The following is a 13,285-nucleotide window of genomic DNA, read 5'->3' as shown; positions in this document are numbered from 1 at the left end:
GCACTGTGGTCATTGAATCCGGCGCCGCTGGGCTTATGGTTGGAGGCGTCGCATTACCCCCGTGGTTTCGAGGATGTCATGACCCAAGCTTTGATTTTCGACGCATTACGCACGCCTCGTGGTAAAGGCAAGGCTGATGGCGCCCTGCACAGCGTCAAGCCGGTGAACCTGGTGGGCGGCCTGCTCAGTGCCTTGCGCCAGCGCATGGATTTGGACACCAGCCAGGTCGACGACATCGTGCTCGGTTGTGTGACGCCAGTGGGCGAGCAAGGTGCCGATATCGCCAAGACCGCAGCGTTGGTGGCCAATTGGGATGTCAGCGTGGCGGGGGTGCAACTCAATCGTTTTTGCGCCTCGGGCCTGGAAGCGGTGAACCTGGCGGCGATGAAGGTGCGTTCCGGTTTCGAAGACCTGGTGGTGGCCGGCGGCGTCGAATCCATGTCCCGGGTGCCCATGGGCAGCGATGGCGGTGCATGGGCGCTGGACCCGCAATCCAACCTGCAGGGCCACTTCATTCCCCAGGGTATCGGCGCCGACCTGATCGCCACCCTGGAAGGTTTCAGCCGCGAGGACGTCGACCGCTACGCACTGCACTCCCAGCAAAAAGCGGCACGCGCCCGGGCCGACGGTTCGTTCGATAAATCCCTGGTCGCCGTGCGGGACCAAAATGGCATCGTGTTGCTGGACCACGACGAATTCATCCGCGCCGACTCCACCCTCGAAGGCCTGGGCAAGCTCAAGCCGAGTTTCGAAGCCATGGGCCAGATGGGGTTCGACGGCACGGCGCTACGGGTCTACAGCCATGTCGAACGCATCCATCATGTGCACACGCCGGGCAACAGTTCCGGCATCGTCGATGGCGCGGCGCTGATGTTGATCGGTTCCGAAGCCAAGGGGCGCGCCATGGGCCTGCAACCCCGGGCCCGGATCGTCGCCACGGCCGTCACCAGTACCGACCCGACCATCATGCTCACCGGCCCGGCGCCGGCCACCCGCAAGGCCCTGGCCAAGGCCGGGCTGCGGGTGGAGGACATCGACCTGTTCGAAGTCAACGAAGCCTTCGCCTCGGTGGTACTCAAGTTTATCCGGGACATGGCCATCGATCCCGCCAAGGTCAACGTCAACGGTGGCTCCATCGCCCTGGGGCATCCCTTGGGGGCCACCGGCTGCGCAATTCTTGGCACGTTGCTCGACGAGTTGGAGGCGCGTCGCCTGCGCTATGGCCTGGCGACCCTCTGTGTCGGCGGCGGCATGGGCATTGCCACCGTCATCGAACGCCTCTGAGCCCCTTCAAGGAACATTTTTCATGACCGCTGCCATCCGTTACGAAACCGGCCAGGACCGGATCGTCGTCCTGACCCTGGACATGCCGGGCCAGAGCGCCAACACCATGAATGCACGCTACCGCGAGGCCATGGCCGCTTGCGTTACCCGTTTGAAGGCTGAAAAGGACTCGATTGCCGGTGTGATCATCACTTCGGCCAAGCAGACGTTCTTCGCCGGTGGTGATCTCAATGAACTGGTCAAGGTCGGCAAGCCCGAGGCCAAGGCATTCTACGACATGGTCCTGCTGCTTAAAGCGCAACTGCGGGCCTTGGAGACCCTGGGCAAGCCCGTGGTGGCAGCCATCAATGGTGCGGCCCTCGGCGGTGGTTGGGAGATCTGCCTGGCTTGTCATCATCGCGTGGCGCTGGAGCAGCCATCGGTGCAGCTCGGCTTGCCGGAGGTCACTCTCGGGCTGCTGCCGGGGGGCGGTGGGGTGGTGCGGATGGTGCGCCTGCTCGGTTTGGAAAAGGCCCTGCCGTATCTGCTCGAAGGTAAGAAGGTCAATGCACAACAAGCGCTGCAGGCCGGATTGATCGACGAGCTGGCCAAGGATCGTGAGGAACTGCTGGCCAAGTCCCGGGCCTGGATTCTGGCCAACCCCAACGTCGTGCAACCCTGGGATGCAAAGGGCTATCGGCTCCCGGGCGGCACGCCGTCCGACCCGAAAGTCGCGCAAATGCTGGCGATCGCCCCCTCGATCCTGCGCAACAAGACCCAGGGCTGCCTGCCGGCACCGGAGAAAATCCTCTGCGCGGCGGTGGAGGGGGCCCAGGTGGATTTCGACACCGCGCACCTGATCGAAACCCGCTACTTCACCGAACTGACCACCGGCCAAGTGGCGAAGAACCTGATCGGTACCCTCTGGTTCCAGCTCAACGAGATCAAGGCCGGTGGCTCTCGCCCACAAGGTGTGGCGCCTTATCTGACAAAAAAAGTCGGCGTGCTCGGTGCAGGCATGATGGGGGCGGGAATCGCCTATGTCAGCGCCGTGGCCGGCATTGCCGTGGTCCTCAAGGACGTCGACCTGGCGGCAGCCGAGCAGGGCAAGGCCCGCTCGGCGGCGTTGCTGGATAAAAAGGTCGGCCGTGGCCAACTCACGGCCGAGCAGCGCGACGCCACGCTGGCGCGGATTCAAGCCACCGACAACAATGCTGACCTGGCCGGTTGCGACTTGATCATCGAAGCGGTGTTTGAAGATCGCGCCCTGAAAGCCAGCGTGTCGGCTGCCGCCCAGGCGGTGGCGGGCGACGACGCGGTGATCGCTTCCAACACCTCGACCTTGCCCATCACCGGCCTGGCCATGGCCGTGCCGGACCCGACGAAGTTCATCGGCCTGCACTTCTTCAGCCCGGTGGAAAAAATGCCCTTGGTGGAGATCATCAAAGGCGCGCGTACCAGTGACGCGACGTTGGCTCGGGGTTTCGATTTTGTCCTGCAGATCAACAAGACGCCGATTGTGGTCAACGACAGTCGCGGTTTCTTCACGTCGCGGGTGTTCGGTACCTTTACCAATGAGGGCATCGCCATGCTCGGCGAGGGCGTGAGTGCACCGATGATCGAGACGGAAGCGCGCAAGGCCGGGATGCCGGTCGGGCCTCTGGCGATCTCTGACGAAGTTTCCCTCAGCCTGATGAGCCATATCCGCGCGCAAACCGCCAAGGACCTGCACGCAGAAGGGAAAACGCCGATTGAGCACCCGGCATTAGCCGTGATTGACTTGCTGCTCAACGAATACAAGCGGCCGGGCAAGGCCGCCGGCGCCGGTTTTTATGAATACCCGGCCAACGGGCAGAAGTACCTGTGGCCGCAGCTAAAGAGCCGCTTCGAGCAAGCCGATGGGCAGATTTCGCCCCAGGATATCCGTGATCGCCTGCTATTCATCCAGGCCTTGGAGACCGTGCGCTGCGTGGAGGAGGGGGTGCTGACCTCGACGGCCGATGCCAACATCGGCTCGATCTTTGGCATTGGTTTCGCGGCCTGGACCGGCGGTGCGTTGCAGTTCATCAACCAATACGGCTTGCAGGACTTTGTCGGTCGCGCCCAGTACCTGGCCGAGCAATACGGCGAGCGTTTCTCACCGCCGGCCTTGTTGCTGGAGAAAGCCGCCCGGCACGAACTGTTCTGACAGACCGGGGAAGGGGCTTGCCTTGGAACCGTGTTTCAGGGCAGGCTCTGGGTGTGCAATATTCCCATCATCGTGTCAGGTATTTTTTATGTCGCTACGCATCTGCATTCTGGAAACCGATATCCTGCGTCCGGAACTGGTCGACCAATATCAGGGTTACGGGCAGATGTTCCAGCGCCTGTTTTCACAGCAGCCCATCGCGGCCGAATTCATCGTGTACAACGTGATGGAGGGGTATTACCCCAGCGATGATGAGCAGTTCGACGCTTATCTGGTGACGGGCAGCAAGGCTGACTCCTTCGGCACCGACCCTTGGATTCAAACCCTCAAGACCTACCTGCTGGAGCGCTACCAGCGGGGCGATAAATTGCTCGGTGTGTGCTTTGGCCATCAGCTGTTGGCGTTGTTGCTGGGCGGCAAGACCGAACGCGCCACCCAAGGCTGGGGCGTCGGCACCCATCGCTACAAACTCGCCGCCAAGGCGCCGTGGATGAGCCCGGTGATGGAAGAGCTGACCTTGCTGATCAGTCATCAGGACCAGGTCACCCAACTGCCCGAAAGCGCGACGGTCATCGCCTCCAGCGATTTCTGCCCGTTCGCTGCCTATCACATCAACGACCAGGTACTGTGCTTCCAGGGCCACCCGGAGTTCATCCACGATTATTCCCGGGCCTTGCTGGAGATTCGTCAGCAACACCTCGGCGAGCAGATCTACAGCCAGGGCATGGCGAGCCTGGCCCACGAGCATCACGGCACCACGGTGGCGGAGTGGATGATGCGTTTCGTCGCACACAAGCCGCAGGCCGAAACCACCCAAGGCTAACGATCACCCCTCTCCAATGTGGGAGCGAGCCTGCTCGCGATGCAGGCCGCGCAGCTCCCCCAGGAGAACAGGCCTACAGCCAACCCGACCGCTTGAAACTCGCCCACAAAGCCGTACATCCAATCCCGATGAATCCGAGCACCAGAAAGTAGCCATAGTGCCAGGTCAACTCCGGCATGTTCTCGAAGTTCATCCCGTAAATCCCGGCCACCGCGGTGGGGAATGCCAGAATCGCCGCCCACGCTGCAAATTTTCGCTGCACCACGCTCTGGCGTGAGGCTTCCAGCAGCACCCCGACTTCAATGGTCTGGCTGGCAATGTCCGCCAGGGTGGCCAAGTCTTCCATTTGCCGCGTGACGTGGATCTGCACGTCGCGGAAGTACGGCCCCATGTTCTTGTCGATAAAGGGGAAGTCCAGCCGCTGCAGCTCCTCGCTAATCTCCACCATGGGCGCCGCGTAACGACGCAGGCGCAATACATCGCGGCGCAAGCTGTGCAGGTTCTGGATGTCTCGCTCATTCAGGGCGCTGCACAGCACGTTGCGCTCCAGCTCATCGATCTCGGCGTGAATGGCTTCACCCACCGGTAGGTAGTTTTCGATCACGAAATCGAGGATCGCGTAGAGCACGAAATCTTCGCCATGCTCCAGCAGAATAGGACGAGCCTCACAGCGCTGTCGGACGTGGGCGTAGGAGGCTGAATGACCGTTGCGAGCGGTGATGATGTAGCCCTTGCCGGCAAAGATATGGGTTTCGATAAACTGCAGCTTGCCGTCCTTGCGTATCGGCGAATACGTGACGATGAACAGCGCATCGCCAAAGGTCTCCAGCTTGGGCCGGCTGTGTTTCTCCATGGCGTCTTCAATGGCCAATTCGTGCAGGTTGAATTGACGCTGCAGGTTGGTCAGCTCCAGGGCGCTGGGCTCTTCGAGACCGATCCACACAAAATGACCAGGTTTGGCAGCCCAGGCACTGCCTTCGTCGAGGGTGATATTGGTGACTTTCTTACCGGCGCTGTAAACCGCAGCAGCAACGACTCTACCCATAATGGTGGTTCACTTCTTATTGGAAAATGGCAGTAGCAGGCAATGTCCAGCTTAGCGCGCCCTCTAGCCTGAGAGTCAGCAAAATCTGCGGAGTTCGGCGGCAAAAGAAAACCCGCCGAGGGGCGGGCTTTCCATTAGGCAGTTTGCAACTGCCGGTCCATTACCGCGATGCATTCGCGCATCTGCTCACGGCATTGGGCGATGAGCCGGGGCATGTCATCCATGCTCAATCCGGCCGTAGGAATCGCCGGCAACGAGCGTATGAGGATGTCACCGCTGCGCCAGCGATCGAGGCGCATGTGCTTGATGTAGCTGCTGACGCACACCGGAATAATCGGGACCCCGGCGGCGATTGCCATCTGGAATGCGCCTTTCTTGAAAGGCAGCAGATCCTCGCCCAGATTCCGTGTGCCTTCCGGAAAGACCCAGATCGAGGTGTCCTCGTGTTGCAACGTATGGGTGGTGGTCAGCATTGACCGTCGTGCCTTGATCGCGTTGCTACGGTCGATCAACACATTGCCCGCCAGCCAGAACAACTGCCCGAACAGCGGCACCCATTTCAGGCTCTTCTTGCCGATGCACACAGTGCGGCGCGGCACTACGTTGCCGAACATGAACAAGTCATAGTTGGATTGATGGTTGGCGATGATGACGCAGCCGTTGGGCTTATCCACTAGGGTGTCGACCTGCGCCCGGACCCGCAGGCGCAAGATGCACATGGCCGGCAACGCGTACAGCCTTGCACATAAACGGCTGTTGTCCGGATTGAACGGCCTGCACAGGCCCAGAATCACTCCGAGCACACCCGCCAGGACAAAGTGCAGGCCCATCAACAACATACGCAATACAAACAGCATCTACAGGCCCCATCGGGACAAAAGGTGGCGCAGTGTACGGATGTGCACTGTTTTCGGCAATTGCCCCTATAGAGGTAGGAAATGGACGATGTTTAAGCGCATGTTTCCACATTGCGTGAGGGAAGCGGCCTAGAGCGGTTACGGACTTTTAAACGATGCGCGTAGGAAAAAGCCCCGCCCTAGGGAGGGGACATCTGTGACGAGGGCGCTTGCTCCCGCTGGGCTCGTAGGCGCTGACTCGCTCCGCTCGACAGCGCCTACAAGCGTCAGCCCATATGCTCCTGATCCAGCAAAATCGCAGTGTCCAGCGTCTCCAGCAGGGCCTTGCGAACTTTCAGCTTGGTGTTCTTGTGGGCGGACATGTTGATTTTCTTCAACTGACGCGCTGCTTCCAGGGCCGCGTCTTGCAGTTCCTCGGCCGACACCACCTTGTCGAGGAAACCCGCATCCACAGCGCTCTGGGGATTGAACATCTCGGCATTGATCACCGAGCGGTGAAACGCCGACTTGCGCAGGCGATCACGCGCCAGCTCGATACCGGCGTGGTGCATGGTCATGCCGATCTGCACTTCGTTCAGGCCAATGCTGAACGGCCCCTCCACACCAATGCGGTAATCCGCCGACAACAGCAGGAACGCACCTTTGGCCACCGCATGCCCGGGGCAAGCGACAACGACAGGGAAGGGGTGCGACAACAGGCGACGGGCCAGCGTCGAGCCGGCCGTGACCAGGCTTACCGCTTCCTTGGGACTGGCGGTCATCACCTTCAGATCGTAGCCACCCGACAGAATCCCCGGTTGCCCGGTAATGATCACCACCGCCCGATCCGCCGTCGCCTGGTCCAGCGCAGCGTTGAACGCGGCAATCACATCCGGCGAGATGGCATTGACCTTGCCGTTGTTCAAGGTCAGGGTCGCGATACCGTCTTCGAGATGGTAAGCAATCAAGTCGCTCATGACGCTATTCCTTGTAAGAGAAGTGTCGCAGACGTTACCCACCACCGCAGGCCAGGTAAAGCACCGTGACTGACTCACCGGTCAGCCCCAGGCCCCGTAAACAGCCCGGCCCGCCCATCCCGCCAAGCCTCCATCTATAGAGCCTTGCCTGTACAGCCCCGAAGATTGGCCGGTTTGCCCTGCCCAGACGCGTTTGAAATGCTCAACCAAGCTTAACCGCATGAAAATTCTGAAAAAAACCTTTGCCATCGGAAAAGCTTTCGACTACATTAGCGCGCCTCGACAGACTGAACAGTTTGCCGAGATACGGTGAAGTGTCCGAGTGGCTTAAGGAGCACGCCTGGAAAGTGTGTATACAGGAAACTGTATCGAGAGTTCGAATCTCTCCTTCACCGCCACATTCTGCAAGCACAAACCCCTGATTTTCCTAGAGAAAGTCGGGGGTTTGTGGTTTTTGGTGTCTGGAAAAGGGCGATATGGGAACAATTTGGGAACATGGCTTCTTTTTTCGGTCATGCTAGCTTTCCCAGAGGCCGGATTATCGCTGGCTGTTTGACCTGCCGGTACGAAAGGCCGCATCAACGTGACTATGCGATCTGATACGATCGATGAATGGGCTAGAGGTGGATATGGCGACTAATGAAGCTTATGTTGCGGTAGGAGCTGATTTCAGTAGGATATTTGAACCGAATGACTTCCTCGCAATGATCAATATCCCCGACGAGGCCCTTTGTGTGCTAAGGGCTCATTTGATACTTGAAGAGTTTTTAAATCTTTGGTCTAGGAAGTTGACTGGCACTGAAGATATGTACAACAAAGGTTTTGTACCCTTCAGGACCAAACTTTCTAAGTCAAAAGATCTTGGAATGCCGGACGATATCTACGTCGTGATGGATAAGATTAACGAGATTAGGAATCGTTTCTCCCATAGGAAGGGGTATGCCCTTGAAGGATCTATGGTAGACGCGCTGAAGAAAAAAATTGACGCCATAGAGTCAACGGCTCAAATTTTAAGGTGTGAAGATTTATCGGTGTACGCAGGAGGGAAAGATCAGCACGGTAATTCAATGACCATCACTCACTCTTGGGTGGGAGCTGATAACAGAATAAGATTTCTTATTATATTTATGGCTTTTATGCTTAAGTTCACTCTCTGGATTCAAGAGGCATTTACAGCTCACAGTATCACCTTCGAGATCGCCGCCATCCCTAAGCACTAACCGCGTTGACAGATAGGAATGAAAGCTTGTAGCCCGTTTGCTTCCAATATTTTAGACGGGGGGCGCTTCGTCGCCGGTTGGAGTTTCGAACGCAAACGGGAATTCCCAGGCGCACTCGTCCTTTAAGCGATCAAGGAGTTTTTGTTGATCGTCTAATTCTTTATGGTCAGCTAAATCTAAATAGTAGTTGAGCCCATCATGGATGTAGTAAATTAACCATTCACCTGTCAGGGCTCCCCTTCTTTTTCTCGCTTCGATTCCACCATAAACGATGGCGTGTGATATTTGGTTGGCCTTGGTTAGTCGATAATTTTCCATGTCTGAGTCATCTTCATCTATCATCAAAATTTCATGTAGCTTATCTTTCAGTAAGTCTTGATTTACTGCGTAGTCGCTGAACCATTTGTTAACTACATTCTGAGGTAAATGTTGTGCGTCGAAATAATGCTTGTGCCAGAAACGTCCCAGAATTGGACCTCTGAATTTTTCAGATTTTTTTGTGCCGGTAAATTTACTGGTTGATGTTTTTTCAAGTAGCGCGATTTCATCTAATACCGAAAATTTGTTGAGTCGCCTGAGCAAAGAATAATTATGAAGTCGCAATGCCAGGCATTGACTCATGCGATGGGAATAGGGTTGTGCAAGAGCAACATTCTTTTTCAATAGAAGTGAATCATATCGATGCAGTAAGGGCATTTTATGCCATCCATAAAGTAAAAAATTTATAAACCAAGCGCGTGCTGAAGCATACCAACAACATCCGGCCCATCCTCATTAATCCATGTCCCATAGTGCTGTCGAATCATATTCCCATTCGTATGCCCCATCTGCTCCGCGATCCAATCAATCGAAGATCGATCAGGAAGTGGGTTGGCACAAGACCCTGTCCAACGTCGCCGCTCTTTCACGCATTGCAGAACGAACCGCTCGAAGGGCAGACCGTTGCCAATACCGGGCGAATGGAGATTTTCACATGACCGAACAACTCGCCAGCCAAGCGCTACTGCCGGCCACCCTCGACGCCGCCAGTGCGGGTACCCAGGTATTCAGCTTCGGTGACCCGACGCCGGTGCTGGGTGGTCGGGAGGTGTTCGATTACCTGGAGTGTTGGTTTAACGGGCGGTGGTATGAGCCACCTCTGGCGCTCAACGGCCTGGCTCGGTCGGTGGGGGCGAGCGTGCATCTGCATTCAGGATTGATGTTCAAGCGCAACCTGTTGAGCAAAACGTTTATTCCGCATCCGATGTTGTCCCGGGCGGCTTTTGAACAGTTCGCCCTGGACTTCTTGTGCCTGGGGAATGGGTATCTGGAGAAACGCCGTTCGATGCTGGGCAACACTTGGCAACTGGTGCCGTCGCTGGCGAAGTACATGCGCGTTGGGCCGGAGGGGCAGTTCTACCAGGTGCAGGGCTGGAAGAATGAGCACGTGTTTGAGCCGGGGAGCATTTTTCATCTGCGTGAGGCGGATTTGCACCAGGAAATTTATGGGTTGCCGGAGTGGATCAGTGCGTTGCAGTCGGCGTTGTTGAATGAGTCGGCGACGTTGTTTCGGCGCAAGTATTACGAGAATGGCAGTCACGCCGGTTTCATTCTGTACATGACCGACGCGGCGCAGACTGAGGCGGATATCGATGCCTTGCGTAAAGCATTGAAGGAGTCCAAGGGGCCGGGGAATTTTCGAAACTTGTTTGTCTATTCGCCCACGGGCAAGAAGGACGGGATTCAGCTGATCCCCGTCAGCGAGGTGGCGGCGAAGGATGAATTCAACTCAATTAAGAATCAGACGCAGGATGATGTGTTGGCGAGTCTGCGCATTCCTCCGCAGTTGATGGGCATTGTGCCACAGAACGCAGGTGGGTTTGGATCGATCAGGGAGGCGGCGCTAATCTATACGGCTAACGAGCTGGAGCCTATTCAGACGCGGATGACCCAATTGAATTACTGGATCGGGGAGGAAGTGTTGCGCTTCAAACCCTATTATTTCGCTATCGAAAAAAGTTAAAATGGTGACTCTGGGGTTGGCTAGCATGTAATGTGTGTAGTCAACTTTTATAAGTATAAAGAGGTACATTGTATTATGTTTTTGTTTTTTTCTGGCGCGCTAGCAGGGATTGTTCTGTTTTTTTTCTTGTTACTGGTGTTGTTTGCCTTCTCTCAGGACCTGGTGCAAATGATAAGCCCCTTAATCGTCGCGGTGCTTAAGGATGTAGGCGGTCCTGTAGCGGCTGGTTTTGGTGGGGCAATCTCTGGTGCTGTATGTTCCTATGTTTTTCAAATAAAAAATGAGCGTAAAAAAGAAGAAAAGTCGGAGATTTCAACCGTACACAAAACTGTTGTTTGTCTTTCAGCGCAATTGAATGATCTTTATTCAATAAAAAAATATAACATTTATCCCAGTCGTGAGCACCCTGCTAGATTTCTCGATATTTCTAAGATCCCTAGCAATCCTAGTGTGACTGAGCGAATAGATCCGAAAATAATTGATGTCGCCCTGTCGGTAAAAGATGCGACAATCATAGATGTTCTTTATCTTGCTGATGCTAGATATAGAGCATGTTTTGAGAATTTTTCAAATCGTAACCTGTCGCTTGATGAATATAGGGCGACGCTCAAGCAGTCAAATCTAAAAAAAGGTGGGGGGCATAGCCTTGAAGAATTGTATAAAGCAGTGGGTGAAGGGCAGTTGGTCTCATTACACATTATGACGGAGCAAATGATTGAGGTTTTAGATGAGGCCATTCAAACTTTAGGTGAGGCAATGGCGAAGGTGTCCGCTGTTATCGATAAAAAATATAAAGGTACGGGAGTTACAAGTTTGAAAATGAATGTGGAGGAAAATGAGTATCTAAATTCCACCCCTAAGCCCTATTTTGATGTTGAATCACTTAAAGCCTATTTGAATAAATTTGACGGATAACTATTTTCACTTGGTTATGAGGCTTGCTTGGTCCCGCGCAGTGCTTGCATATGGGCTGCCCCGGTCCCGCCTGTCAGATTTTTCCTATACCAAATTGACCGCACACCTTGTATAAAGTTAACTGTATTCTTGTACAGTATTTTGGGTGTCGTGCGTCATGAGCTTCTCAATTTTAGGCCCTATCGCCACCGGTGCTTGAAGCTACCTTTGTGTTCGTTTCGAGTGCCCGCCGGGTTTCCGTCCCTAGCAGCGGACCACATCAAGGCGCACATCTCATTGGATGAGGTTCTGAACATTCGCGCCCCGCATGTGTACTTGGTGTCTATCGCGGGGGAGAGCATGCAGGCGCCGGCATTTTTGAGGGGGACCTCGCCGTGGTGGACCGCGCTCTTGAGCCTGCGCACGGTCACATCGTCGTAGCGCTGCTCAACAACGAGCCCGTATGCAAGCGACTTTGCATTCGCGGCAGAGAGGTGATTCTCCTATCGGAGAACCCAAAGTATCCACCGAGGTACGTGCTTGAGGGCGACGAGCTAGTGATCTGGGGCGTCATTACATTCAGCGTGCGCAGCCATGTCTAAACCCCAGCCGGTTTTGCCCTGATCGACTGCAACAGCTTCTACGCCAGTTGCGAGCGCCTGTTTCGGCCCGACCTGGCCCGCGTGCCCATCGTGGTCCTGAGCAACAATGATGGCTGCGTGATCGCCCGCAGTTACGATGCCAAGCCCTATGTGAAGATGGGCGAGCCGTATTTCCAGATCAAGCACAAGCTGCATAAGCACGACATCGTCCCGTTCTCGTCGAATTACGCGCTCTACGGCGATATGAGTGAGCGGGTCATAACACTCATTGAATCAATGGTGCCTGTCGTTGAGGTCTACAGCATCGACGAAGCCTTTGCCGACATGACAGGTATCGACGGCCGGGATGCCCTCGGGCGGAAGATCCGCAGCCAGGTGCTGCGCTGCACCGGCATCCCGGTCGGGGTATGGATCGCCCACACTAAAACCCTGGCAAAGCTAGCAAATCACACCGCCAAACGGCTCCAGGTGGAAACCGGCGGCGTCGTCGATATCTGCGACCCGTTCAAGCGTGACTGGGTTTTGCGCAACACCGACGTGTCAGAGGTCTGGGGTGTCGGTCGCAAGATGAAGCTGCACCTGGACGCCATGGGTATTAAAACCGCGATGGACCTGGCAAAAGCCGACCCATGGACGCTACGCAAGAAGTTCAGCGTAGTGATCGAGAAGACTGCACGGGAGCTGAGCGGCACACCGTGCCTGGAGCTGGACGAGCCGGACCCGCCGAAGCAGGAGATCTGTTGTAGCCGGATGTTTGGTAAGCGGCTCACGGAGTTGGCACCCATCAAGGAAGCAGTGGGCTACCTACATGATGCGTGCCTGGGAAAAACTCTGGGGACAGAAGTCGCTGTGCAAGAAGATCCGCGTCAGCATCCGCACCGGCATGTTCAACCCCGAGGAGGCGAAGTACGCCAACGGAGTGCTGATTGACCTGCCGTATCCCACCGATGATGTTCGGTTGCTGACCAAGGCTGCGGTGGACGCGCTCGACCGAGTCTTCCGGCCAGGCTTCAAGTACAGCAAGGCTGAGGTGTTGTTGATGAATCTCTGTCAGCAGGGAGAGTACACCGACGACCTGTTTGCCACCTCCCAATCTGCCGACGCCACGAAATTGATGGTGGTGCTGGACCAGATCAACGGGCGATGGGGAGGGGGACACTCCGGTCAGCCAGCGTGCCCGTCAATCCTGGTTGGGGGATGCGTCGGGAGATGATGAGTCGGAGTTTTACAACGAGACTGGATCAATTATGGGTTGTTGCTTGTAATTAGGCGACAACTGCCCCGTTCCGAGAGATCCAACATCTAAGTCAGATGACAGGATGACGGGCTGGTATCGGCCATAAGCGGTAAGTCATGGGCTGAGTGAGAGGAAGCCGACCATTTCTCACTTTGCCCTGACTGATCATCTACGAAAACTAATATCGGTTGAGGCTGA

General features: G+C 56.0%; 10 protein-coding genes, 1 tRNA gene and 3 pseudogenes. 9 read left to right on the top strand and 5 right to left on the bottom strand.

Annotation, left to right across the window (positions count from 1 at the left end; translation table 11 throughout):
• Positions 1–78: 78 nt before the first annotated feature.
• From BLO80_RS25475 to BLO80_RS25465, 3 genes are all read left to right on the top strand, one after another.
• The gene (locus BLO80_RS25475) at positions 79–1,284 is read left to right on the top strand and encodes an acetyl-CoA C-acetyltransferase (RefSeq protein ID WP_092332525.1); all 1,206 of its coding nucleotides are present in this window, start codon (positions 79–81) and stop codon (positions 1,282–1,284) included.
• Positions 1,285–1,306: 22 nt separating this feature from the next.
• Positions 1,307–3,451 carry a 3-hydroxyacyl-CoA dehydrogenase NAD-binding domain-containing protein gene (locus BLO80_RS25470; protein WP_092332419.1) on the top strand — a complete coding sequence of 715 codons (2,145 nt, stop codon included), beginning with the start codon at positions 1,307–1,309 and terminating at the stop codon, positions 3,449–3,451.
• An 88-nt stretch (positions 3,452–3,539) separates the two neighbouring features.
• Positions 3,540–4,274: an amidotransferase gene (locus BLO80_RS25465; protein ID WP_092332421.1), complete on the top strand. Its 735-nt coding sequence runs from the start codon at positions 3,540–3,542 to the stop codon at positions 4,272–4,274.
• Positions 4,275–4,347: 73 nt separating this feature from the next.
• Here BLO80_RS25465 and BLO80_RS25460 read toward each other — a convergent pair whose 3' ends face one another.
• The 3 genes from BLO80_RS25460 to BLO80_RS25450 form a co-directional block, all read right to left on the bottom strand.
• Entirely contained in the window at positions 4,348–5,319 is a 972-nt protein-coding gene (locus BLO80_RS25460; protein WP_092332423.1) for a magnesium and cobalt transport protein CorA, read from the bottom strand.
• Positions 5,320–5,453: 134 nt separating this feature from the next.
• Complete coding sequence (locus BLO80_RS25455; protein WP_092332425.1) at positions 5,454–6,176, bottom strand: 1-acylglycerol-3-phosphate O-acyltransferase; 723 nt, start codon at positions 6,174–6,176, stop codon at positions 5,454–5,456.
• A gap of 266 nt (positions 6,177–6,442) precedes the next feature.
• Positions 6,443–7,132 (bottom strand): crotonase/enoyl-CoA hydratase family protein, encoded by a 690-nt coding sequence (locus tag BLO80_RS25450; RefSeq protein ID WP_092332427.1) that lies wholly within the window; start codon positions 7,130–7,132, stop codon positions 6,443–6,445.
• Positions 7,133–7,440: 308 nt separating this feature from the next.
• Between BLO80_RS25450 and BLO80_RS25445 the strand changes: the two genes are divergently transcribed.
• Together BLO80_RS25445 and BLO80_RS25440 are read left to right on the top strand one after the other, a co-directional pair.
• A tRNA-Ser gene (locus tag BLO80_RS25445) sits at positions 7,441–7,530 on the top strand.
• 231 nt (positions 7,531–7,761) lie between these two features.
• Complete coding sequence (locus tag BLO80_RS25440; protein ID WP_092332429.1) at positions 7,762–8,352, top strand: hypothetical protein; 591 nt, start codon at positions 7,762–7,764, stop codon at positions 8,350–8,352.
• 51 nt (positions 8,353–8,403) lie between these two features.
• On the opposite strand, the gene BLO80_RS29705 is transcribed toward BLO80_RS25440, so the two are convergent.
• Together BLO80_RS29705 and BLO80_RS30390 are read right to left on the bottom strand one after the other, a co-directional pair.
• The gene (locus BLO80_RS29705; RefSeq protein ID WP_139197116.1) at positions 8,404–9,048 is read right to left on the bottom strand and encodes a hypothetical protein; all 645 of its coding nucleotides are present in this window, start codon (positions 9,046–9,048) and stop codon (positions 8,404–8,406) included.
• Positions 9,049–9,074: 26 nt separating this feature from the next.
• Positions 9,075–9,206: pseudogene (locus tag BLO80_RS30390) on the bottom strand (site-specific integrase); the annotation flags it as partial.
• Positions 9,207–9,325: 119 nt separating this feature from the next.
• On the opposite strand from BLO80_RS30390, the gene BLO80_RS25430 reads away from it, so the two are divergent.
• The 4 genes and pseudogenes from BLO80_RS25430 (at position 9,326) to umuC (ending at position 13,119) form a co-directional block, all read left to right on the top strand.
• Positions 9,326–10,354: a phage portal protein gene (locus BLO80_RS25430; RefSeq protein WP_092332433.1), complete on the top strand. Its 1,029-nt coding sequence runs from the start codon at positions 9,326–9,328 to the stop codon at positions 10,352–10,354.
• Between the two features lie 75 nt (positions 10,355–10,429).
• On the top strand, positions 10,430–11,269 hold the full coding sequence (locus BLO80_RS25425) for a hypothetical protein (RefSeq protein WP_092332435.1): 840 nt from the start codon (positions 10,430–10,432) through the stop codon (positions 11,267–11,269).
• Between the two features lie 150 nt (positions 11,270–11,419).
• A pseudogene (locus tag BLO80_RS25420) lies at positions 11,420–11,850 on the top strand (LexA family protein).
• A pseudogene (gene umuC / locus BLO80_RS25415) lies at positions 11,843–13,119 on the top strand (translesion error-prone DNA polymerase V subunit UmuC). Before BLO80_RS25420 ends, umuC begins: the two co-directional pseudogenes overlap by 8 nt.
• The last annotated feature ends 166 nt before the right edge of the window (positions 13,120–13,285 follow it).

It is taken from the genome of Pseudomonas sp. NFACC56-3, from assembly GCF_900100025.1.
In the GTDB taxonomy this organism is placed as follows: Bacteria; Pseudomonadota; Gammaproteobacteria; order Pseudomonadales; family Pseudomonadaceae; genus Aquipseudomonas; species Aquipseudomonas fluorescens_AA.
This window is presented reverse-complemented; position numbering and strand designations above follow the sequence as displayed.